Here is a 22,805-nt window from a genome sequence, read left to right as displayed (position 1 = left end):
CACCTGACAATTCATCACGTGTGCAAGATGTGCCTTGGACATTGAGTCAGTCGCAGGCCCCCATCGTTACTGACAACGACCGTCTCGCTGAAGCCGAGACCCAGCGCAGTCGCATAAAGATGGAACACCATCCCCTCCTCCAGCGCCCAATCCGACGTCGGCAGAAAAACGCTGGAAAAATCGCTGGTGCGCGGGGTGCGGGTGTATAGACCTAGTGTGTAAGCCGTGACGTTGTCATAAGACGGCCGCAGGCCTGAGCCGAGCGCTCCCTGCCTCATGATCGCATCCACATCGCGGGCGATCGTCCCCGGCTTCATCGCTGCGATCTGCCGATCCTGAAGCTCCACCAGCCTGTCAGCGCTGGCAGAAAGGGCGGCAGGGGGCGCACCGACAATGATCGGCCGCATGATGCGCGCACCGTAGTTTCCGACGCGCGGAATGAGTTCGACATGCAAGATGTCGCCCTCTTCGATCTCCTCCGTCTTGAATGCACCATGCAAGAACTCGTGGTTACCGCACGCCTTTACGACAGGTCCGACTTCGCCGGTATCGGCGCCCTCGCGCAGGAAGACATTGGAGGCGATAGCAGCCGCGTCGCGGGTCGTCATCCCAAGCCTAGCATGACGCGCGATTTCCAGCATTGCCTTGTCGGCGATCAGGGACGCCTGCTTGAGAATCGCGATCTCTTCTTGCGACTTCACCCAGCGCAGACTATCGCTGAGCCCCGGCATGGGCACGAATGCCGCCTGTGGAAGAAGCGTTTTCAGACGCATGAACGTCTGGGCGCTCATGCTGTAGGAGTTGGTATCCAGCCCGATCCGCATACCGGCAAATCCGCGATCGCAGATGCTGGCGGCAACCGCAGCCTGCGCCTCCTCCGTATCGGCAAAACCGACGATATCCGTAATCCAACTCTTCTCACGGCACGGCGCCTCGTCGAGTGCGCGCAGCGTGAACCAGGCATCGCCCTCGCGTGGCAGGAAGGCCGCGCGATACATGGTTTCAGACACGGTATAGCCCGTCAGCCAGGCCAGGAGCTCGCCGCTGTCGACGAGCAGCAGATCCGCACCGGCGGACATCATGACGCCCCGGGCGCGAGCGATCCGACGTTCAAATTCTGCCCGGGAGAACATGTCAGACTGCCTCGCAGATATCGAGGATGGTCAGCATGTAGACGCGGATCATGTCGAGGAAGTCAACGATGTCGACACGCTCGTCGGGCATTGTGTTGTAACGACCGCCCGGACCGCAGACGATGCCTTCCATGCCAAGCTCATGATAGAGGTGGCCGGCATCGGTGCCGTAAAAGCGTGTCGGGGTGATCGCGCCGGTCGGCTGCTTTTGGCCGCGGACGGCTTCGTAAGCGGCGTTGATCGACCTCACGATGCGCGAATCCGGAGAGACCTCAAAGGGCGGCATCAGCGGACGGCCTTCGATCATTTCTGGAACGAGCTTGGCTTTGAGGCCCGGGAAGCGGCCCTCAAGCGCGCGCAATTCCTTGTCCAGATCGGCCAGAACACCCTCCTGCGTCTGGCCCGGAGCATAACGGCACGACCCCTTGAGCCGGACGAAATCGGCCACCTGCGGCGGACGCCACTCTTCCAGATTGCGACCGAGCGCGCCGTGGACGACGCCGACATGGCCGCGGTTGACAGAGCGGTGAACATCGCTCCTGGCGCCGCTGAAAGTCATCGCGTTGATGCGCGGGATGATGTCGCAAGCCGCTGCGATGGCGTCAACTGATTCCTCCCGCTTCGACAGATGGCGAGTGTCGCCGGTCAGCTCGATCACATAGCTCAGCGCTGCAGCATGCATGGTGACCGCGACGAGGTCGCTCGGCTCGCTGTTGATGAAGTAATCGGCCTTAACGCCGCTTTTGATTGCGGCAAGCGTGCCGACGCCGCCTTGCAGTTCGCCGACGACGAAGGTCAGGATCACATCCCCCTTCAGCTTGATGCCGGCGTCAAGCAGCGTCTTTACGGCGCAGAAATAGGCAGCATCGCCCGCCTTCATGTTGGAAACGCCGATGCCATAGATGAACTTGTCGTCGACAAGGCCGGCATAAGGATCGACCGTCCAGCCCTCGGTGACCGGGTTGGTATCAAGATGGCCGTTGAACAGCAGGCTCTTGCCGCCGCCCTGCCCCTTCAGGCGGCCGATCGTGTTGAAACGGCGGCCTTCGTCGAAGGCCTGAAGTTCGGCCTCGACGCCGATCTTTTCAAGCTCTTTCGCCATGAAGCGGGCGAGATCCTTCTCGCCCTCGGTCTCCGAGTGGCTCTTGTGCTGGACCATCATCGACAGGAAATCGAGGCAGGCCTTTTCGTCGATCCGGTCCAGCAGGGACTTCGGGTCCATTGTCATGCTCCTTGATGCGGTGTCATTGATATTGGGCAGCGGCGCGCGGCACCGCCTCGATCAGGCGGCGGGTATAGTCCGCCCGGTCAGGGTTATCGATCTCATCGGCCTTCACCACCTCGATCAGGTCGCCGCGATACATGACGGCGATCCGGTGGGCGATCTGACGGATCAGGTTGAGGTCGTGGGTGATGAAGAGATAGGCCGTACCGCTCGCCTTCTGCAATTCCAAGAGAAGCTCCACGACCGAGGCCTGCACCGAGACGTCGAGCGCCGAGGTGATCTCGTCGCAGATGACGAGTTTCGGTCTGGAAGCAAATGCGCGGGCTATCGCCACACGCTGTTTCTCGCCGCCCGAAAGCTGGTGCGGATAGCGGTTCGCGTGGGTGCGCGGCAGGCGTACCTGTTCCAGCATGTCGCCGATCTGCTTGTCGAGATCGGTGGCATTCCCGAACAGTTTCAGCGGACGTGACAGAATTTCCGAGATCTTCTGACGCGGATTGAGCGATGCATCCGGGTGCTGGAAGATGATCTGCACGTCCTTTCGGTAAGCATTGTCCATGTCGGACGAGCTGCAGATCTCGCGCCCGTCGAACCAAATCCTACCCTCGAAGCGATTAAGGCCGGTCATTGCCTTGGCGAGCGTCGATTTACCCGAACCGGATTCACCGACAATACCGAGGATTTCGCTCGCATTGACGACGAGGTTGATGGCGTTGTTGCCGGTGACACGGTCCATCTTCCTGCCGGTCAAGGCTGCGAAGAACGGCTTGCGGCCAAAATAGACGCTGACGTTTTCGACCTTCACCAGTGGTTCGTCAGTCGCGACGACATCATCCTTCACCAGCCGATGGGCGGGATCGGGAACGGCGGCGATCAATTCGCGGGTGTACGCCTGCTGCGGATTGATGAAGATCTCGCGGACGCTGCCCTGCTCGACGATACCCCCGCGCCTGATGACCGCCACACGGCTGGCGGTGCGTGCGACCAGCGCGAGATCGTGTGAGATATAAAGTGACGCGACGCCGGTCTCGGCTTGCAGTTCTACAAAAAGGTCGAGGATTTGGCGCGAGGTGATGACGTCGAGCGCCGTGGTTGGCTCATCGAAAATGATGCATTGTGGGTTGCAGGCGAAGGCCGAGGCGATAACGACTCGCTGCTTTTCGCCGCCCGACGCTTCGTGAGGCATGCGATGCATCATCTGTGCCGGCGTCTTCAGGCCCACATGCGCCAGCAATGCCTCGCCCTCCTTCCACGCCTGCTGACGTGTCAGCCCGCGATGGCGCACGAGCACTTCCGACAGTTGGGTACCAAGCGACAGCGTCGGGTTGAGCGATGTGCTCGGATCCTGAAACACCATGCTGATGCGCCGGCCGCGAAACGTTTCCATCTGGCGTTCGGATTTTTCCAGCAGGTTGTCGCCGCAAAGCAGGATCTTGCCACCGGGTTCGCGCGCATTCGTCGGCAGGTAGCGCATGATCGACCACGCAAGCGAGGTCTTGCCGGACCCGGATTCACCGACGAGCCCGAGAATTTCGCCGCGCTTGATGGCGAGATTGATGGTCTTCAGCGCGTGATACGGACCGTTCGCGGTCTCGTAATCCAGCGAGTAGTTTTCGATCGCAAGCACCGGGCAATCTTCTGTATTGGTCATAATGTCTACCTCAGGTTCGCGGATTGAGGGCATCGCGAAGCCCGTCGCCCAGAAGGTTGAAGCCGACAGCGACGATGGCGATCGCCACACTCGGCCAGATCAGGATGCCGGCACTCAAGTGCATGTAGCGGCGCGCTTCAGAGACCATCAGCCCCCATTCGGCCGCCGGCGGCTGGGCACCAAGACCGAGGAAGCTCAAGGTCGCGAACAGCATCACGGCAAACGAGACGCGGATGGTCATTTCGACGATGATCGGAGCAACGACGTTCGGCAGCATTTCGCGGCGGATGATATAGGCGGAGCTTTCGCCGCGGGCGATGGCCGCGTTGACGTAGTCCTGCTTGCGGACGGAGAGCGCGACGCTGCGGGTGATGCGTGCCATGCCCGGTGCAAAGGCGATGGCGACGGCGATCAACGCGTTGATCGTGCTGGAGCCGAGAAGGTTCACCACCAGCAAAGCAAAGAGCAGGCTCGGGATCGACATGACAGCATCGATGGTGCGCATGATCAGCTCGTCGGCGCGGCCGCCGAGGAAGGCGGACGCGGTGCCGATCAGAGCGCCGATCAAAGTGCCCGCGATTGTGGCGAGCACGGCCATGACGACAGTGGCGCGGGCGCCGATCAGCAGACGGCTGAAGATGTCGCGGCCATACTGGTCGGTTCCGAGCCAATAGGAAAGGCTCGGCCCCTTGTAGCGGGAGAGCGGCGAGAGAGCTTCCGGGTCGTGCGGTGCGACCATCGGACCGAAGACGACGACCAGCATGACGAGTCCCACGAGCAAGATGCCGATGGCGCCCTGCGGCGTCTTCAGGAGACGTTTCATGAACTCAGTCATACTGGATCCTCTTGTCGAGCCAGGCGTAGAGGATGTCGGCAATGAAATTGACGATTGAATAGGTGGCGGCCATGATCAGCACGCCTGCCTGGATGGCCGGCAGGTCGCGCGCCTGGATGGCGACGATCAGCTGGCGGCCGATCCCCGGGATCGCGAAGATCTCCTCCACGACAATCACGCCACCGAGTAGGTACCCGACATCGAGGGCCACGATAGTGATAGTTGGCAGGAGCGCATTGCGCAGCGCATGGCGACGAAGAACCTGGCCCGATGAAATGCCCTTCAACCGGGCAGCGCGAATATAATCCGTATGCAGCACGTCGACCAGCTCAGAGCGGACCATGCGCGAGACGTGGGCGATGAGAATGATCGAGATGACGCAGACCGGCAGCACGAGATGGACGATGCCGTCGACAAAGTTTTCCGTCAGCGGCACATAACCAGTCGGCGGCAGCCACTTCATCCAGTCGGCGAAGATGAGCACGGCAATCGTCGCGGTAACGAATTCCGGCAGCGCGACACCGGCGTAGGAGACGAGGCTGACCACGATGTCGGCAACCTTGCCCCGGCGAATGGCAGCAATGATCCCAAGCGGAACGGCAAGGATCAGCATCAGACCGATGGAGAACACTGCCAAAAGCAGCGAGCGCCCGAGCGCTTCGAACATCGCCGGGCCAACTGGCTGGCCTGTGCGAAGCGAAGTACCAAGGTTGCCCTGCAGCACGTGCCAGAGCCAAGTTGCATATTGCTGCCAGACGGGAGCATCGAGCCCCATGGTCTGACGCAGCGCATCGAGTGCCTCCTTGGTGGCGTTCTCGCCCAACATCATGACGGCTGCATCGGCTGGTAGGATCTGAGTGATGGCGAAGACGATGAGCGACACGACGAATAGCGTGTAGACGATCATCACCAATCGCTTGGCTATGTAGTTCGCAGACAGGAGCGTGTTCCTTGGCAAGGGGGCCGGACGCCCGGCGGGGCGTCCGGTGACATTGACAAATCAGCCGCGCTTCGGCGCCTTGTCGGCAAGCGAAACATGATCAAGGCGGAATACCGACGCACGCGGGTGCGCCTCGAACCCCTGTACCCAACTACGCTTGGCTGCCAGCACGTCGAAAAAGGACGGGATGATCGAGGGAACGTCCTCGTTCATGATTTCCTGCGCCTTGGTATAGAGCTCGGTACGCTTGGCTGGATCGACCGTCCCGCGGGCTTCGGCGACCAGCGCGTCGAAAGCCTTGTTGTTCCAACGCGTCTCGTTCCAGGACGCATCGGAGGTATAAAGCAACTTGAAGATGCCGTCCGGGGTCGGCTGCATGTTGTAGAAACCCACGTAGAAGCTGCCCTTCTTCCAGACCTGTTCGAGGTAAGTCGCGTGCGGCATGGTCTGGACATTGATGGTGATGCCAGCTTCCTTGGCCATCTCGCGCAAGGCAACAGCAAGTTGCGTGCGAACAGCAGGCCGGTCGGAAGCGATCAAGGTCAGTTCGAGGCCGTTTGCATGTCCGGCCTCGGCTAGCAGCTTCTTCGCTTCGGCAATGTTCTGCTCGCGCTGCTTGACGCCCTTGAAGAATTGGTAGGACGCGTTCAGGGGCGTGTCGTTACCGGGCGTGCCGAAGCCCTCGGTGACGAAACCGACCATCGCCTCGCGGTCCACGGTAAGCGCGATCGCCTTGCGGACGCGGGCGTCGTTGAACGGTGCGGTGTCACAACCGAAGTTGATGTTGCAAAACTGGCCCGATGGCGTGCGCAACGTATCAATGCCGTCCGTCCCGTCGATGCGCAGAAACTCGGTTGGCTGAATGGTCGAGATGATGTCGACATCGCCGGCAATCAGGGCCGAACCTTCTGCAGAGATGTCGGGGAAGACCTGCACCTCGATGCGGTCGAGATAAGGACGCGCCGGATCATAGTAGTCGGTGTTGCGCTCAACGACGATCAGGCGATCGGGCTCATAGGAAACGAGCTTGAACGGGCCGGTGCCGACCGCCTTGGTAGAAAGGCTCTTCAGGTCGCCGGTCGCGATCGCGGCCGGGATGATGCGGGCGTTGGTGTAGGCCATGGCGACGGGGAGGTCGGCATACGGACCTGACAGCTTGAACAGAACCGTCGTATCGTCAACGGCAACGACATCGGAGATCGGGCCGACATTGTTGCGCCCCGGGGAAGCGGTCGCAGGATCGAGGATCGCCTTGAAGGTGGCGACGACGTCACTGGCCGTGAACGCGGAGCCGTCGTGGAAGCTGACGCCCTTGCGCAGCTTGAAAGTCCACTCGGTCAGACCATCGTTCGCGGCCCAGCTTTCGGCGAGATCCGGCTCGATCGACATATCGACCTTGAGGCGTGTCAAGTTGCTATAGAGCAGCTCAGTCACCAAATATTCCGGGTTGACGCGGGTCAGAAGCGGATGAATGACGCTTGCCGCTTGGTCGACGGAGATGCGCAGCGTGCCGCCCTTGGCCGGGGTTGCTGCCTGAGCGATACTCAGCGACGGTGCGGCGAGGACGGCGGCAGTGCCAGCAAGGAAGAAGCGGCGTTTCATTTCCAGCATTTTCGAGTTCCCTTTGATGTTCTAGGTGCGGTTTTCAGGAATGGCGTCTGCGGCAAAATCTGCCGAGAGATAGGCGAGAATGCTCTTGGCGAGCGCGATAATATCCTGGCGGGTCGTATGTTCTTCCGGGCTGTGGATGCAGCTTTCCGGCCGGCCCAATCCACCGAGAAGCACCTCCGGACCAAAACCTGCCTTCTGGACGTAGCCAAAATCGGAACAGCTCGCAGCGCCCCACTTACGGAAATCCTCCGGCTGATAGCCGAAGCCGAGCGACAGCGCCTTTTGCCATCGCGGCCAGTGCGGGCCTTCGGGATCGTCAGTGGGAATAAGATGTCCGACCAGATCGATGGCGAGCCCGAGCTCGCTACCGTCGATACAACCGCGGACAACCGCCTCGATCTCCGCTCGCGCCTCCTCAAAGGCTTCTTCTGGCGCATAACGGCGGCTGAGGAGGATCTTGATCTCGGCCGGCACCTGTCCGCCCGCAGTGCCGCCGTGGATGGCGGAAATCGTCAACTGCGGGCGCAACGGTCCCGTGGCATGCGGCGGCGGGGCGAGCTTGGAGGCTCGCGCGGCGACGCCCGACTTCAAGGCTGTGAGCGCGTTTAGAATCGGCAACGCACCCTCGATGGCGTTGACGCCGGTGCCAGTTCGGTTACCCTCACCGGCATGAACGGCATGACCGGTGATCGTCACCTGAAGATTGAAGATGCCGAAGCAACCCGCCCATATACGCGGCGCGGCCGTGCCGTTGAAGTTGAGGATGTGGCCTTCAAGAAGCCGCTGTTCGGCCAGATAACGAATGCCGGGATAAAGTCCCCCCTCCTCGTCGGTGCACAAAAGCAGAACCGGATCATAGGCCAACGCCACCCCGCAGCGTTGGGCCGCATGCAGCGCCAGAAGCGTCGCGGCGATCGTACCCTTCATGTCCGCCACGCCAAGCCCATAAAGATTGTCGTCTTCGATCGTCAGCGAAAGAGGATCACGTGTCCAGCCAGGTGCGACGGGGACCGTGTCGACATGGTAGTAAAGGCCGCAGACCGGTTGCCCGGTTTGACGGCGCGCCATCAGATTGGTGCGCTCCCCCGCAGCCGGCCCCCCCGGAACATGCCACAGCTCACGCGGCACGATAATGCGCTGGAACTCGAACTCCAACGACGTCAGCAGTTCCATCATCAGGTCGGCGAAGGCATCGTAGCCGAGCCCCGGGGGGAAAGATGTGTCGATCGCGACCATTCGCGCCAAAGCCTGCAAGGCGATCTCGACATCACGGTCAATCGCTGCCATGGCAGACATCAAGGAGCCTTGCGGCGAAGCAGGTTGCTGATCGATCATAGCGCACCCCCCGGGGGACCCCAGCACAAGCCTCTCAGCTTGCACATTAATATAAACTATATAGTAATACTGCGTAGACAAAGACCGTGTGTCAACTCCAAAGAAGAGGCAAATGATTGCCACAATCGCCTAACATTTCATCAGACGCACCGCGGCTCACCGAGTTGTCGTTGCCGCTTTACGAAGTGGTAAAGCGACAAATCACTGAAGCGATCATGATCGGGACGCTGGAGCCCGGCTCCGTCCTGCCCAGTGAAGTGGCCCTGTCACAAACCTACGGCGTCGCCGTCGGAACCATCCGCCGCGCCTTGATGGACCTCACGAACGACGGTCTGCTCAGCCGACGCCGCAAGACCGGGACGATCGTCACCGGCCGCAAGCCCCAGCACAGCCTGAGACTGTTCTTCCAGTATTTCCGTCTTCATGGTCTCGACGGATCACTCAGCAAGTCGGTGACAACGGTGACGTCGCTTGACTTCGCGACGGCATCCGCCAGTGACGCCGACAAGCTACAGATCGCAAAAGATGCGTCGATTGTTCGTTTTCACCGCTATCGAAGCGTCGACGACCGGCCCATCATGCACGAAACACTGACGCTGCCTGTTGAGCGGGTTCCGGACTTTCCGGATCGGAAGGAGGACATCCCGCCGCTCTTCTATCTTCACCTGCTCGATAAATACGGAATTCGCATCTCCGCGATCCGCGAGCAGATCGGCGCCGACCTCGCAACCGACATCGATGCGCGATGGCTGGATCTTAAACTCCCGGCAGCTGTGCTGACGATCGATGAAGTGGCGTATGACCAGATGGCCGTGCCCGTCCTGATTTCAGCGCACCGCGCAACGACGCAAAACCACAGATACGTCAACGAGATACGTTAAGCGCGCGATTGACAACGTCTAGAGTACAAAGAGGTATCCTGAAGAGACCTGGCGAGCAGCGGCCTTGAGAGATCCTGCCGGGCTTGTAGTTTCTAGGAAATGTCCAATAATTGAGCAATGTCGAATGCTCTGCGCATCGCACGTGGCCGCTTCGGGAGAGTGGCGCTGCTGGATATGGATCGACCCCTGGTGTGGCATGCGCACCCGCACTGCCATGTCCTGTTGAAGGTCGAGGGCGCCAATACGCAGTTTTCCGTGCGCGACAGACTCGTGCCGCTCACCGACGAAAGCGCCGTTCTCATCAATGCCTGGGAGCCGCATGCCTATGCGCACGACCAGACGCGCGCGAAGACGGTGATCCTTGCGCTTTATATTGAACCGCAATGGCTCGGTCATTTCCGACCGAACTGGGCCGCGAGTCATGCGCCCGATTTTTTCGCCTCCAATGTAGGCTTAATCACGCCGGGCATACGTTCGCGCACCCGCACGCTCGCGGAGGCCATGGTACAGGAGCCGAACAGCAGCAAAGCCCACGAGACTCTTCTTGGCGAGCTGATGACGGCCCTCATCGAGCGTTTCGCCGAGTGGCGTGCGGTGCCGAATTCAATCCGCGACCTGGCATCGCGCTCCGTGCCTGACTTCCGCATCCGTAATGCCGTCGAGCGAATGAAGGCGTCACCGGGAGAGATCACCGATCTCGACCGATTGGCAATCGACGTCGGTCTCTCGCGCGCATTTCTTCCGACTGTTCGAAACGTCGACAGGGGTGACCCCGCGCGTCTTCCTCAATGTGCAGCGACTAGAACAGGCTGTCGCGGCCGTCGCCGACGGGAGGGACAGCTTCGCCACGATCAGCGACCGGCTCGGCTTTTCTGTCCCGGCGCATTTTTCGCGCTTTTTTCACGATCATGCCGGATCCTCACCGAGCATCTTCCGTAGCGTCACCCGGCTCTCGGCCCCAGGATTTTGAGACTCCTCGGTAAGGTCTGATACGCCTCGGTATCGCCTGATCGCCCGCCCTTCTCCACCATTCGCGCCACGGCACCCATCACGGACGGGTGCGGGAGGAGCGAATGACGAGATTGGAGACGGCGGGAGCCCTGATCGGGCGAACCGTCGAACGGGTCGAAGATGCCGGACTTCTGACCGGCCGCGGCCGATACATTGACGACCTGCCCGTCCGGCGCGACACCGCGCATCTGGCAATCCTGCGCTCGCCGCACGGTCATGCCGAAATCAGGGCGATCGATACGACTGCGGCCCGCGCGCTGCCCGGTGTATTTACCGTGCTGACCGGTGAGGACGTGGCGCGGCTCACCCGCAGCATGACGGTCGGGGTCAAGGCCAATGTCGAATGTTGGCCGATCGCCCGCGACCGGGTGCGCTATGTCGGCGAACCCGTTGCCCTCGTCGTCGCCGAAAACCGTTATGTCGCCGAGGATGCGCTCGACCTGATCGAGGTCGACTACGCGAAGCTGGCCGCCGTCGTCGATCCCGAAAAGGCGCTTGCAGCAGACGCTCAGGTCCTCCATCCGTCGCTCGGCACCAACCTCATCAACGAGCGCATCTTTCGTTACGGCGACCCGGAGGCGGCTCTTGCCACAGCTGCGCACCGCATTTCCATCCGCATCGCATATCCGCGCAATTCCTGCACGCCGATCGAGACCTACGGCGTCATCGCCGAATACGATCCGGGCGAGGATGCCTATGACGTCACGGCGAATTTTCAGGGTCCATTTTCGATCCATGCGGTGATTTCACGTGCGCTGAACGTGCCCGGCAACCGCATGCGGCTGCGCACACCGCCCGATTCCGGCGGTTCCTTCGGCATCAAGCAGGGTGTCTTTCCTTATGTCATCCTTGCCGCCGTCGCCGCACGCGTCGCCGGACGGCCGGTGAAATGGATCGAAGACCGGCTTGAACATCTGACGGCGTCCGTCTCGGCAACCAATCGCGTGACGGCGCTGGAAGCCGCCGTCGCCGCCGACGGCCGCATCACCGCGCTTTTCTGGGATCAACTGGAAGATTGCGGCGCCCATCTGCGCGCACCGGAGCCGGCGACGCTTTACCGCATGCACGGCAATATGACCGGCGCCTACGCGATCGAAAACGTCGCGATCCGCAACCGCGTGGTGCTCACCAACAAGACACCGACTGGGTTGAACCGCGGCTTCGGCGGACCGCAGGTCTATTTCGCGCTCGAGCGCTTGGTGCACAAGATCGCCGTCGAGCTCGGCCTCGACCGGCTCGACGTCATTCGCCGCAACCTCGTTCCGGCCGACGCCTTTCCCTATCGCACAGCGACCGGCGGGCTGCTCGATTCGGGCGACTACCGTGTCGCACTCGATCGGGCCTTAGGCGAAGGCGGCCTTGAGGCAATGCGGCTGCGAAGGGACGAGGCGCGCGCCGAAGGGCGGCTTTACGGCATCGGCTATGCGGCGGTGGTCGAACCAAGCGTTTCCAACATGAGCTACATCACGACGGTCCTGACGCCGGAGGAACGGGCGAAGGCGGGTCCGAAGAACGGCGCGCAAGCTGTCGCGACGATCGCCATCGATCCGCTCGGCTCCGTCACTGTCAAGGTCGCCTCCGTACCGCAGGGCCAGGGGCACCGCACCGTTCTCGCGCAGGTGGTCGCCGAGCGGCTCGGGCTTTCCCTGGAGGCGGTGCGCGTCAACGCCGAACTCGACACGGCACGCGACGCCTGGTCGATCGCCTCGGGCAATTATGCAAGCCGGTTTGCTGCTGCCGTCGCCGGCGCCGCGGCCCTTGCCGCGGACCGGATCAGGGACCGTCTTGCCGCGATCGCCGCCGCGCAGCTCAATGTCACGGCGGACAGCGTGGACTTCGGGGCCGGAAAACTCTTTGATCGCAACAACCCGGACAATGCCGTTTCCTTCGGGCGTGTAGCTGCGGCAAGCCACTGGGCGCCCGGCACCCTGCCGGATGGAACAGGCCAGACGATCCGCGAGACTGTTTTCTGGACGCCGGAGCAGCTCGAAGCGCCGACGGCAACGGACGGGATCAACTCGTCGCTTTGCCACGGCTTCATCTTCGATTTCTGCGGCGTGGAGATCGACCGGACGACCGGCCAGGTGCGTATCGACCGCTATGTGACGATGCACGACTGCGGCCGCATCCTGCATCCCGGCATGGTCGATGGCCAGGTCCGCGGCGGCTTCGCCCAGGCCGTCGGCGCCGCGCTCTACGAGGAGTATGCCTATGGCGGCGATGGCAGCTTCCTGACCGGCACGCTCGCCGACTACCTGATCCCGACCGTCATGGAGACGCCGGAGCCGCTGATCCTCCATCACGAGACGCTCTCGCCGTTCACACCGCTCGGCGCCAAGGGCGTCGGCGAGGGCAATTGCATGTCGACGCCCGTCTGCATCGCCAACGCCGTCGCCGATGCGCTCGGCGTCGAGGACATTCAGCTGCCACTGTCGCCGAGCCGGGTCAGCGAATGGCTCTATGGCGAGGAGCGACCGCCGTCTAAGCCGCGAGATCCGACCCCGGCCGCCACCGGCGCCTCGGGTGAGCGGATGCTGACGGGTTCGGGCTCGGCTGAGGTTACCGCCACCCGTGATTCTGTCTGGGCGATGCTGCTCGACCCGAACACGCTGAAGGCGATCATCCCCGGTGCGCACGAGGTCCGGAAGGTCTCCGACACGCATTTCCGCGCCGAGGTCACACTCGGCATCGGGCCGGTCAAGGGCCGCTACCGCGCCGACATCCGCCTGTCCGACATGGTCGAGCCGGAAGCCGTTACGCTCTCCGGCGGCACGGAAGGCGCGCTCGGCTCCGGCCGTGGCACGGGTCGCGTCACGCTGACCGAAACCACCACCGGCACCCGCATCGACTATCGCTACGAGGCGGCGATCGGCGGCAAGGTCGCCTCGGTCGGCGGACGCCTGCTCGACGGCGCAGCGCGCGTGGTGATCGGCCAGTTTTTCCAGGCGCTCGCCCGCCACGCCGGCAGCGCCTCCGACGCCATCGGCCTGAAAAAGCGCCTCTCTACTCTGTTCAGGAGACGCCGATGAAGCCCGCGTCCTTCGACTTCCTCTGTCCGGAAACGCTGGAGGAGGCCCTTGCCGCGCTGGCCGAAGGCGGCGGCGAGGCGCGCGTGATCGCCGGCGGACAGTCGCTGGTGCCGATGCTCAACATGCGGCTCGCCCGTCCCGGCCTGCTCGTCGACATCATGCGGCTCGATCCGTTGCGCAAGATCGAGACATCAGGCGACGAGATCGTCGTCGGCGCGGGCGTGCGCCAAGCGGAACTGGAAGCCCAGCCCGACCTTTCGCAGCACCTGCCGCTCCTTGCCGCGGCATTCCCCTGGCTCGGCCACGTGCAGACGCGGGCGCGCGGCACGGTCTGCGGCTCGGTCGCGCATGCCGATCCCAGTGCGGAATTACCACTCGCACTGGTGACACTCGGCGGTACCGTCAGCCTGCGTAGCCGCAGCCGGAGGCGCAAGGTCAAGGCGGACGACTTCTTCATCGGCATGATGGCCACCGACCTTGCCGAGGACGAGATGATCGAGTCCGTGCACTTTCCAAAGGCCCGGCCCGGCTGGGGCTGTTCCTTCCGCGAGATCGGGCGCCGGCATGGCGACTTCGCCATCGTCGCCTGCGCCGCCATCGCCGACGACGATGGATTGCGGCTCGGCATTGCAGGGGTCGACGACCGGCCGCGCGTCTGCCGGCTGCCGGCGCTCGACAACGACCAGTTCGACGATGCGATCAACGACATCGCCTGGTCCCTGAACGCTCGCGACGACATCCATGCAAGCGCACGCTATCGACGCGAACTGGTCCGCAGCCTCGGCCGCGAGGCGCTTAAGGAGGCAAGCCGATGCCGCACCTAAACGCTGCCCAGAGGCACCTGGTCCACTTCACACTCAATGGCCGAATGGTCCGCGCCGAGGTCGAAAACCGTATGCTGCTCTCGGACCTGCTGCGCCACGAGATCGGCCTCACCGGCACCCATGTCGGCTGCGAGCATGGCGTATGTGGCGCCTGCACCGTGCAGATCGACGGAAAGCCGGCGCGGGCCTGCCTGACACTCGCCCAGCAGATCCGCGGCAGCAACATCCGCACCGTGGAGGCGCTGGTGACCGACCCGGCGGTGCTCTCCCCGCTCCAGGCGGCCTTTCGCCACCACCACGGCCTCCAATGCGGCTTTTGCACCCCCGGAATTCTGATGTCGCTCGACGCCCTTTTGCGCGAGCGCCCGGACGCGGGCCGGAAAGAAATTCGCGAGCACCTCTCCGGTCATCTCTGCCGGTGCACGGGCTACGCGACCATCATCGAGGCGGCGCTTGACGCCGCGGAGGAACAACGGAAGGAGGAGACACCGAATGCTTGACCTTGGAACCAGCTTCCTCGCAAGCGTCGAGCGCGACCCGGATGCGCTCGCGATCGTCGACGGCGATATGCGACTGACCTATAGCGGCTGGTACAGCAGGATTTCGGCGCTTGCTGCCGCACTCGACGAGACCGGCCTTAAACGGGGCGACCATGTGCTCACTGCCATGCAGAATCGCTGGGAAAACGCGTCGCTGCACTGGGCCTGCCAGTTCCTCGGCCTGATCGTCACGCCGCTCAACTGGCGGGCCAAGGCCGACGAAATCGACTTCGGCATCGCAGATGCCGGCGCGAAAGCCGTGTTCTACGAAGCCTCGACGGAAGAGGCCGTGCGCCTGTCGCGCCTCGCGCAGAACCTGCCACGGTTCACCGCTGATGCGCTGTCCGGCCTCATGGAGGGCAGCGCTCCGGATATCGTACCTGTGGCGGACGCCGCAGACTGGTCGCTGATGCTCTATACGTCCGGTACGACCTCGAAGCCGAAGGGCGTGCCGCGCCGGCACCGCGCCGAACGCGCCGGAGCCCTCGCCCATGTGGCTCAGAACCTCTATCGGCATGGTGAGCGCACGCTCGGCGTCATGCCGCTCTATCATACGATGGGCGTGCGCTCACTGATCGCATCCTCGTTGATCGGCGGCACCTTCGTCTGCCTGCCGCGCTTCGACGTGGCAAAGGCGCTCGACCTGATCGAGCAGGAGAAGATCACTAATCTTTACCTGGTGCCGACGCTTTACCACGACCTCGTGCATCACGAGGCTTTTTCGCCCGAGCGCGTCGCCTCCGTCAGCAAGCTCGGCTATGCCGGCGCCTCGATGACCGACGGATTGCTGAAGCGGCTGGACCAGACCTTCCGGCCTGAGCTCTTCGTCAACCACTACGGTTCGTCGGAAATCTACACCTTTACGATCGAGCAGACGGCGGCAGCAAAACCCGGCTCCGCCGGCCGTGCCGGGATCAACCAGACGATCCGTGTCGTGAAGCTTGGCAGCCGCAACCCGGACGAACGGGCGGCCGTCGGCGAGGAAGGCGAGATTATTGCGCTGATGAAGAGCGACGAAGCCTTCGAGGGCTACTGGAAGCGGCCCGACGCAAACGCCAAGGCACTTCACGGCGGCTGGTACTTTACCGGCGACACCGGCTTCGTCGACCGTGACGGCGATCTCTTCGTCACCGGCCGGGCCGACGACATGATTATCACCGGCGGCGAGAACGTTTCGCCGGTCGAGGTCGAAAGCTGCCTGTCGCTGCATGAGGGCGTCGCCGAAGTCGCAGTCGTCGGCCTGCCCGACGAGCGCTGGGGCAAGATCGTCGTCGCCTTCGTCAAGCGACGCGGCGCCGTCACGGCCGAGGACCTCGACCGACATTGCCGCGATTCCGGCCTTGCCAATTTCCGCCGCCCACGCCGCTTCGTCTTCGTCGAAGCAATTCCGAAATCCCCAGTTGGCAAGCTCCTGCGCCGCCTTCTGGTGGCCGGCGAATACACCGAGGAACGCATTCCCGAACACCAGTGAGCGGCCAGAACGCCGCCAGATCTATGAAAGGACATTCAATGGCCGAACACGCCACATTCCAGGACCCGCGCCTTGCCGAACTCGACGGCTTCACCGTCACGATCGACGCGGCCCGTCAGCGCGCCGACATCACGCTCGACCGTCCACCCTACAACGTTGTCTCGATGCTGGCGCGTGACCAGTTGCGCCTCGTCTTCGAGGCCCTCGACGAGGACGATCGCGTGCGCATCATCGTCGTTGCCGGCAAGGGCGAGCATTTCTCGTCCGGCGGCAATATCAAGGGCTTCCTCGAGGCAAGCCCGGAGCATGTCTCGCACCTTGCCTGGAACATCGCGGCACCCGCCCGCTGCTCCAAGCCGGTCATCGCCGCCAACCGCGGCTATTGCTTCGGCGTCGGCTTCGAACTGTCGCTTGCCTGCGATTTTCGCATCGCGACCGAAACCACGCGCTACGCGCTGCCCGAACAGAAGCTCGGCCAGATCCCGGGCTCCGGCGGCTCGGCCCGTCTGCAGAAGATGGTCGGCGTCACCCGCACCAAGAACATCGTGATGCGCTCGAAGCGGATCACGGGTCAGGAAGCCTACGACTGGGGCATCGCATCCGAGATCGTTGCGAATGCCGAACTGGAAAAGGCCGTCGACGCGCTTGTCGAGGAACTGATCGGCTTCTCGCCACTCGCCCAGCGGACGGCGAAAAAGCTCCTGAACGATACCGACGACGCACCGCTTTCAACGGCCATCGAGCTCGAGGGCCATTGCTACAGCCGGCTTCGGACATCGGAGGATTTCCGCGAAGGCGTGCTCGCCTTCCACGAAAAGCGCACGCCGGCCTTCGTCGGACGCTGAATCACCGGACTCTGAACCACTGGCCGGGCGGGAACCCGGCTTCATTTTCCAAGAGGAGGGAGCGGCCTCGGATCCGCTTTGGGAGGAACGAACATGGAAACAATCGACCAGACTACACAGGAAAGACGCCTTGTCGAAAGAGGACCCGGCATCGTGTCGGGTCTGCGCGACCTACCAAAACATCTCGGCATCAAGACGATGAGCGCCGGGCTCGTCGCCGCCATCTTCGGCTGCTCCGGCCCGGCCCTTATTGTCATCGGCGCGGCCGAAGCCGGCCATCTGACCAACGGGCAGACTGTCGCCTGGCTGTTTGCGATCTACGTGCTCGGCGGGATTATCAGCCTGCTGCTCGCGCTTCATTACAAGCAGCCGATCAACGGCGCCTATTCTATTCCCGGCGCGGCCCTCGTCGCCGGCTCGCTGGCGACAATCCCGTTCAATGAGGCGGTTGGCGCCTTCATTCTGGCGGGCCTGCTGGTTCTGCTGCTCGGTGTCACCGGGCTCATCGGCAAGGTCATGCGCTGGCTGCCGATGCCGATCGTCATGGCGATGATCGCCGGTGCGCTGATCCGTTTTGCGACAGGCGCCGTGACTGCGCTCGGCACGGCACCGCTGATCGCCGGCGGCGCGATCCTTGCCTTCTTCGTCTCAATGCGGCTGACCAGGACCATTCCGCCGGTGCTGGCCGCCCTCGTCGCCGGCCTGCTCGCTGCACTCGCCACCGGTGCGGTTGGAGGCGGCGCGGCCAACATCGCTTTCGCCGCACCGGAGTTCACGCTGCCGGTCTTCTCCGTCGATGCCTTCTTCGCGATCGCCGTCCCGCTCGCCCTTCTTGTGATCGGCGCGGAGAACGCGCAGGCGACCGGCGTGCTCATGGCCGAAGGCTACAGGCCGCCGGTCAACGCGATGACCATCATTTCCGGCATCGGCGGCGTCGCGGCCGGCTTCCTCGGCGGTCACAATGCCAATATCGCAGGCCCGATGACAGCCATATGCTCATCCGAACAGGCCGGAGAAAACAAGCAGGGGCGCTATGCCGCGACCGTCGTCAACGGCCTGCTCTTCGCCGCTTTTGGTCTCATCGCCGGCGCTGCCGTTCCGATCGTGCTCAGCCTGCCGTCTGCACTGATCGGCACCGTCGCCGGTCTTGCCATGATCGGCGTGCTGCTATCCGCCTTCCAGAATGCCTTCGGCAAGTCGCTCGGTAACCAGACCGGGGCCTTCGTCGCGCTCGCCGTCGCCATGTCGAACATCTCGCTCCTGGGCATCAGCGCCCCATTCTGGGCCCTGTTTGCGGGCGTCATCGTGTCGGCGGTTGTCGAAGCCAGAACCCTCAACGAAAAGCAGGCTGCATGACGCCGCAACGGATTTCGAGCCGGCGTCGAATTTGAACGCATATCCTTCCCCAAGGGCATTTGTTCTTGGGGAAGACGGTTGGGACCTGGATAGCGTTGGTGCTTCGCTCGAGGAATGACGCACCAACGCTGCGCCCCATTACGATCGATTTGCCGGTCCCCGGCCGCGCTCCAACAGGCAAATTAGTTCTGCCACGGGAGAGAGGTCCTACAGGGGAGGAACGTCCGACAAATGCGACTGACCTCGGAAGATCAATCCTGGCTCAGGTTGCACGAAATCGCCGGCCGTATAGGGCCAGCCATTCCGATCATCGGAACGCCGGGCTTTCGCCTTTGCCGCAGAGGCGATGCTTGCGGTAGGAGCACGATCTAATGGAGTTTTTAAAGGCGATCCACAACGTCGGCGGATCGCAGAAATGGTTGGCGTTCGACCTTTAAAGTCACCAGGCGCAGTCGAATATGAGGGGGGAAATATGAAATTCCATGCAGATCATGCAGTCGGTGTTCTCTTCATCGCTGCAGGCGGCGTCGCCGCCTATCTCGGTGTGGATTACGGCTTCGGCAGCCTTTCCGAAATGGGACCGGGCGCATTGCCGATATTGCTCGGCGCCACGCTGTTGATCTTTGGCGTTGCACTTCTGCTGCAGGCGCACTTGGCCAGCGAGGGGAGACCGTCCATCGCCCTTATGCCACGCGAGGAACTGCGGCCTTTCGTGGCCATCCTGGCTGCTCTTTTTGTATTCGGGCTGCTGGTTGACAGCGCAGGTCTTCTTCCAGGTCTCTTCGCGCTCGTCTGCATCGGCTGGCTTGCCGACAGGCGGGGGCGGCTGAAGGAACTCCCACTCCTCCTCCTCGCCATCGGGGCGATCATCGTCGCGATCTTCTACTTCGGCCTGGGCATCCCCTTCCATCTGCTTGATTGGAGCATCTAGCGTGCCGGACTTCTTTTCATCCATCGTCTTGGGGCTGCAGGTCGCCGCTAGCATCGACAATCTCTTCTATTGCCTTTTAGGGGTGACGCTCGGAACCGCAATCGGCGTCCTGCCGGGCGTGGGGCCGATCATCACCATCTCGCTGCTCCTGCCCTTGACTTTTGGCCTGCCGCCGACGGGATCGCTGATCCTGCTTGCTGGCATCTACTACGGCGCGGCCTATGGCGGCTCCACCACATCGATCCTGCTCAACCTGCCGGGCGAGGCCTCATCGGCCGTGACCTGCCTAGACGGACACCAGATGGCACGGCGAGGCCGGGCCGGCTCGGCGCTGGCCATTGCCGCTCTCGGTTCCTTCTTTGCCGGCACCGTCGGCACGGTGCTGATCGCTGCTGCCGCGCCTGCTATGGCCTCGATCGCGGCAAGGTTCGGCTCCGCCGAATATGCAGCTCTCGTCTTCTGTGCCCTCGTCGCCACGGCCTCCATCGCCAAGGGCGGCTTCATCAAGGGCATCGGATCGGGCGTTCTTGGCGTGCTGCTGGGTCTAGTGGGCGCCGACGTCGCCTCCGGCGTCTTCCGTTTCACCTTCGGCATTTCGGAACTGCGCGATGGGATCGACTTCGCCGTGCTGGCGGTCGGGCTTTTTGCGGTTTCGGAAATCATCACGACGATTGGCAGCGCGGGAAAGCCTGAGATCGTCACCTCCAAAGTCGGCCGGCTCTGGCCAAGCCGTGACGAGTTTCGCCGCGCATGGCCGGCCGTCTTGCGCGGCACGACGCTCGGCTCCTTCCTCGGGATTCTGCCCGGCGCAGGTCTCGCGATGAGCTCTTTCTCCGCCTATATGGTCGAGAAGAGCATTTCCGAACAACCAGATCGTTTCGGGGCCGGCGCCGTCGAGGGCGTAGCTGCACCGGAAGCAGCCAACAATGCCGCGTCCCAGACCGCCTTCATCCCGACCTTGATGCTCGGCGTTCCCGGGAGCCCCGTGATGGCCCTATTCCTCGGCGCATTGATGATCCAGGGCATCAACCCCGGGCCGAGTATGATCAGTAACAATCCTGCCCTCTTCTGGGGCCTTGTGGGGTCCATGTGGATCGGCAACCTGATGCTCGTCATCCTAAACCTGCCGCTGATCGGCCTATGGGTAAAGCTTCTCGCGGTTCCTTATCACTGGCTCTACCTCTTTGTGCTCGCCTTTGCGTGCGTCGGGGTTTATTCGATCGGTTTTTCATCCCTTCAGATCCTGACGCTCGTCGTTTTCGGCGCCGTCGGCTATCTCCTGAAGCGGGCCGACTGCAGCCTCGCCATGTTCATCCTCGGCTTCGTGCTCGGACCGATGTTCGAGGAAAACTTCCGCCGCGCCATGTCGCTGTCGCGTGGCGATCCGATGACCTTCATCCATCGCCCGATCAGCCTCACCTTCCTCGTGCTCGGCATCGCGATCTTGCTCGCCGCCACCACGTCGCTCGTCAGAAAAGGTGCGCAGGAGGCAACGGACTGAGGCACACGTATCGTCCTCCCAGGACAATTCGGCCGGCGCATCAAACCATGCTCCGGCCTTTTTTTCAGGTCTGTATCAAGTGAGGATCAGCAAACAGGAACAAATCCGATCGTCGTTGGCGTCCTCTGCCGTCGGCAGGCGAGGATGAGCACGAGCTGGGGCCATTTTGCGCACGGGGGCACGACATCGATCTGGCGGACTAGCAAGACGCCGGCCAGCGCCTACACCCGCAGTCCCCGAAACGTTGCACCGACGTCGTCAAGCTCCTCGAGCCTTAGCAAGGCGGTTGCCAATTCCTCCCCCACGGCCTTCGAGATGACACCGTCAATATTGGCCAGGAACTTCTGCAGGTAGCCCTCACGGGTGATCGGATTGCGCCGGGTTCCCGGCATGTCGTCGATCGTATGGGTGAGTGCCCGTCCATCCTTCAGACGGATTGAGACGCTGGCACGTGATCTGCTGATATCGGCGGCGGCGACCGGATCCGGGCGGTGGACGACCTTGTCGGCAATCGTATTGATCACCGGATCGATGAGGCTCTCAGGCGCATAGGCATGCTTGTCCATGTGGCCTCGAACCAGCGCCTCAGCGACGGTGTGCTGCAGGCTGATGCGGCCATGCCAACTCGTCTTTGGTCGACGTTTCACCTCGACAGGCTCGCAGACGGTGGCGAAGGAACGGGGCATGATATCACAATAAATGACGTCGACATCCTGCGGCCTTATACTATGGGCCTCGCGAAGTGCGATGGTGGCAGCAATGAACGGGATCATCGTGTAGGCGCAGGGATGGGCCTTTGAGGCAATGTTCAGCACCTCCCATCGCTCGCCGAGCTCGTCGGTCAGGGCCGCGAAACGAAACTCGGTACCGGACTGGACATGGCTCTTGAACCAGCCGAATTTTCCCTCGAATACCGGGTGGGGACCGGAAATGCCCTGCCCCGCCAGGGCGATCGCGCGAATAGCCGCTGATGCCGCCATGCCAACGTGCAGGGTCTTGGTCGATGTCCCGTCCTCAAAAGAGGCAATAGATCCGGCCGACAGGCTGGCAGCCGTGCCGATCGCATGCATAGTCTGCTCGATTGAAAAGCGCCTCACACGCGCGAGCCCCCACACCGCACCAAAAACGCCGTAGACCGAACTTGGATGGAAACCGACTTCGTGCATCCTGACCGGCGAGATCATACCGAGACGGCAGAGAAGTTCGCTGCCGACCAGCACAGCCTCCAGAAGGTCCTTTCCCGAGAGGCCGAGCCGTTCACATTCGGGCAGCAGGGCCGACAGCACGACACCGGTCGGATGAATATTGGACTGGATGTGAGTGTCGTCGAATTCGAGCACGGCAGACATGATGCCGTTAAGGAAAGCCGCATTGGCAGGCGTGGTCGGCGCGGCATCCATGAGAGAAAAGGCCTCCCCTCTGGCACCGTCGGATTCGGCAACGGCCCGCCGCGCGGCGGAAACGACGTCCAGCCGACTTGACGCGATCATCACACCAATCACATCGAGAATCCTAAGCCGGGTATTTTCCAAGACCGCCTGGGGAACACTAGCGAGCGAAAAACCTGTCATCCATTCCGCAACGACTGCGCTTAAGGTCAGAGCGGAGGGACGACTTTCGAGCATCGGGCAGATCCTTGTAGCTTATACCAAAAGCGATACGCACCAACCCGCTGGCGCGTGTCGCG

At 62.6% G+C, this 22,805-nt stretch carries 17 protein-coding genes and 1 pseudogene; 10 read left to right on the top strand and 8 right to left on the bottom strand.

Going from position 1 to position 22,805, the window contains the following annotated elements:
* Positions 1-14 precede the first annotated feature (14 nt).
* From J2046_RS22990 to J2046_RS22960, 7 genes are read right to left on the bottom strand one after another with little or no spacing between them, the layout of a single operon-like run.
* A complete protein-coding gene (locus J2046_RS22990) occupies positions 15-1,133 on the bottom strand; it encodes a M24 family metallopeptidase (RefSeq protein WP_210055859.1) in 1,119 nt (372 codons plus the stop codon).
* Position 1,134: 1 nt separating this feature from the next.
* Positions 1,135-2,355 (bottom strand): M20 family metallopeptidase, encoded by a 1,221-nt coding sequence (locus tag J2046_RS22985; RefSeq protein ID WP_210055857.1) that lies wholly within the window; start codon positions 2,353-2,355, stop codon positions 1,135-1,137.
* Between the two features lie 22 nt (positions 2,356-2,377).
* Positions 2,378-4,009, bottom strand: coding sequence for an ATP-binding cassette domain-containing protein (locus J2046_RS22980; RefSeq protein WP_210055855.1), 1,632 nt, complete (start codon positions 4,007-4,009; stop codon positions 2,378-2,380).
* A 10-nt stretch (positions 4,010-4,019) separates the two neighbouring features.
* Positions 4,020-4,844 carry an ABC transporter permease gene (locus J2046_RS22975; protein WP_210055853.1) on the bottom strand — a complete coding sequence of 275 codons (825 nt, stop codon included), beginning with the start codon at positions 4,842-4,844 and terminating at the stop codon, positions 4,020-4,022.
* Complete coding sequence (locus tag J2046_RS22970; RefSeq protein WP_210055944.1) at positions 4,837-5,784, bottom strand: ABC transporter permease; 948 nt, start codon at positions 5,782-5,784, stop codon at positions 4,837-4,839. Before J2046_RS22970 ends, J2046_RS22975 begins: the two co-directional genes overlap by 8 nt.
* A gap of 60 nt (positions 5,785-5,844) precedes the next feature.
* Positions 5,845-7,395 (bottom strand): ABC transporter substrate-binding protein, encoded by a 1,551-nt coding sequence (locus tag J2046_RS22965; protein ID WP_210055851.1) that lies wholly within the window; start codon positions 7,393-7,395, stop codon positions 5,845-5,847.
* Positions 7,396-7,416: 21 nt separating this feature from the next.
* The gene (locus J2046_RS22960) at positions 7,417-8,682 is read right to left on the bottom strand and encodes a M20 family metallopeptidase (RefSeq protein ID WP_233470216.1); all 1,266 of its coding nucleotides are present in this window, start codon (positions 8,680-8,682) and stop codon (positions 7,417-7,419) included.
* 263 nt (positions 8,683-8,945) lie between these two features.
* Here J2046_RS22960 and J2046_RS22955 point away from each other — a divergent pair, with 263 nt between their 5' ends.
* The 10 genes and pseudogenes from J2046_RS22955 to J2046_RS22910 all read left to right on the top strand — a co-directional run bounded on the left by J2046_RS22955 (position 8,946) and on the right by J2046_RS22910 (position 21,118).
* Positions 8,946-9,611, top strand: a complete 666-nt coding sequence (locus tag J2046_RS22955) for a GntR family transcriptional regulator (RefSeq protein ID WP_233470215.1) — start codon at positions 8,946-8,948, stop codon at positions 9,609-9,611.
* Between the two features lie 117 nt (positions 9,612-9,728).
* Positions 9,729-10,581 (top strand): annotated as a pseudogene (locus tag J2046_RS22950) (AraC family transcriptional regulator).
* Positions 10,582-10,684: 103 nt separating this feature from the next.
* Positions 10,685-13,651 (top strand): xanthine dehydrogenase family protein molybdopterin-binding subunit, encoded by a 2,967-nt coding sequence (locus J2046_RS22945; protein WP_210055846.1) that lies wholly within the window; start codon positions 10,685-10,687, stop codon positions 13,649-13,651.
* A complete protein-coding gene (locus J2046_RS22940; RefSeq protein ID WP_210055845.1) occupies positions 13,648-14,475 on the top strand; it encodes an FAD binding domain-containing protein in 828 nt (275 codons plus the stop codon). The genes J2046_RS22945 and J2046_RS22940 overlap by 4 nt, the downstream gene beginning before the upstream one ends.
* Positions 14,463-14,975, top strand: a complete 513-nt coding sequence (locus tag J2046_RS22935; RefSeq protein ID WP_210055844.1) for a (2Fe-2S)-binding protein — start codon at positions 14,463-14,465, stop codon at positions 14,973-14,975. Before J2046_RS22940 ends, J2046_RS22935 begins: the two co-directional genes overlap by 13 nt.
* Entirely contained in the window at positions 14,968-16,485 is a 1,518-nt protein-coding gene (locus J2046_RS22930; RefSeq protein ID WP_210055843.1) for an AMP-binding protein, read from the top strand. The genes J2046_RS22935 and J2046_RS22930 overlap by 8 nt, the downstream gene beginning before the upstream one ends.
* Positions 16,486-16,523: 38 nt before the next feature.
* Complete coding sequence (locus J2046_RS22925; RefSeq protein WP_210055842.1) at positions 16,524-17,330, top strand: enoyl-CoA hydratase/isomerase family protein; 807 nt, start codon at positions 16,524-16,526, stop codon at positions 17,328-17,330.
* 93 nt (positions 17,331-17,423) lie between these two features.
* On the top strand, positions 17,424-18,686 hold the full coding sequence (locus J2046_RS22920) for a benzoate/H(+) symporter BenE family transporter (protein WP_210055841.1): 1,263 nt from the start codon (positions 17,424-17,426) through the stop codon (positions 18,684-18,686).
* Positions 18,687-19,158: 472 nt separating this feature from the next.
* Entirely contained in the window at positions 19,159-19,617 is a 459-nt protein-coding gene (locus J2046_RS22915; protein WP_210055840.1) for a tripartite tricarboxylate transporter TctB family protein, read from the top strand.
* Between the two features lies 1 nt (position 19,618).
* Positions 19,619-21,118, top strand: coding sequence for a tripartite tricarboxylate transporter permease (locus J2046_RS22910; RefSeq protein WP_210055838.1), 1,500 nt, complete (start codon positions 19,619-19,621; stop codon positions 21,116-21,118).
* A gap of 221 nt (positions 21,119-21,339) precedes the next feature.
* On the opposite strand, the gene J2046_RS22905 is transcribed toward J2046_RS22910, so the two are convergent.
* Complete coding sequence (locus tag J2046_RS22905) at positions 21,340-22,743, bottom strand: MmgE/PrpD family protein (RefSeq protein WP_210055836.1); 1,404 nt, start codon at positions 22,741-22,743, stop codon at positions 21,340-21,342.
* Positions 22,744-22,805 lie beyond the last annotated feature (62 nt).

The sequence above is a fragment of the Neorhizobium petrolearium genome (genome assembly GCF_017873175.1).
Lineage (GTDB): Bacteria > Pseudomonadota > Alphaproteobacteria > Rhizobiales > Rhizobiaceae > Neorhizobium > Neorhizobium petrolearium.
The sequence above is the reverse complement of the archived record's forward strand: the minus strand, read 5'-3'. Positions and strand labels throughout refer to the sequence as shown.

What these genes read in the sequence shown, in the direction of transcription:
- J2046_RS22990 (WP_210055859.1), bottom strand. Translation starts at nt 1,133, where the DNA reads ATGTTCTCCCGGGCAGAATTTGAACGTCGGATCGCTCGCGCCCGGGGC.
- J2046_RS22985 (WP_210055857.1), bottom strand. Translation starts at nt 2,355, where the DNA reads ATGGACCCGAAGTCCCTGCTGGACCGGATCGACGAAAAGGCCTGCCTC.
- J2046_RS22980 (WP_210055855.1), bottom strand. Translation starts at nt 4,009, where the DNA reads ATGACCAATACAGAAGATTGCCCGGTGCTTGCGATCGAAAACTACTCG.
- J2046_RS22975 (WP_210055853.1), bottom strand. Translation starts at nt 4,844, where the DNA reads ATGACTGAGTTCATGAAACGTCTCCTGAAGACGCCGCAGGGCGCCATC.
- J2046_RS22965 (WP_210055851.1), bottom strand. Translation starts at nt 7,395, where the DNA reads ATGCTGGAAATGAAACGCCGCTTCTTCCTTGCTGGCACTGCCGCCGTC.
- J2046_RS22960 (WP_233470216.1), bottom strand. Translation starts at nt 8,682, where the DNA reads ATGGCAGCGATTGACCGTGATGTCGAGATCGCCTTGCAGGCTTTGGCG.
- J2046_RS22955 (WP_233470215.1), top strand. Translation starts at nt 8,946, where the DNA reads ATGATCGGGACGCTGGAGCCCGGCTCCGTCCTGCCCAGTGAAGTGGCC.
- J2046_RS22945 (WP_210055846.1), top strand. Translation starts at nt 10,685, where the DNA reads ATGACGAGATTGGAGACGGCGGGAGCCCTGATCGGGCGAACCGTCGAA.
- J2046_RS22940 (WP_210055845.1), top strand. Translation starts at nt 13,648, where the DNA reads ATGAAGCCCGCGTCCTTCGACTTCCTCTGTCCGGAAACGCTGGAGGAG.
- J2046_RS22935 (WP_210055844.1), top strand. Translation starts at nt 14,463, where the DNA reads ATGCCGCACCTAAACGCTGCCCAGAGGCACCTGGTCCACTTCACACTC.
- J2046_RS22930 (WP_210055843.1), top strand. Translation starts at nt 14,968, where the DNA reads ATGCTTGACCTTGGAACCAGCTTCCTCGCAAGCGTCGAGCGCGACCCG.
- J2046_RS22925 (WP_210055842.1), top strand. Translation starts at nt 16,524, where the DNA reads ATGGCCGAACACGCCACATTCCAGGACCCGCGCCTTGCCGAACTCGAC.
- J2046_RS22920 (WP_210055841.1), top strand. Translation starts at nt 17,424, where the DNA reads ATGGAAACAATCGACCAGACTACACAGGAAAGACGCCTTGTCGAAAGA.
- J2046_RS22915 (WP_210055840.1), top strand. Translation starts at nt 19,159, where the DNA reads ATGAAATTCCATGCAGATCATGCAGTCGGTGTTCTCTTCATCGCTGCA.
- J2046_RS22905 (WP_210055836.1), bottom strand. Translation starts at nt 22,743, where the DNA reads ATGCTCGAAAGTCGTCCCTCCGCTCTGACCTTAAGCGCAGTCGTTGCG.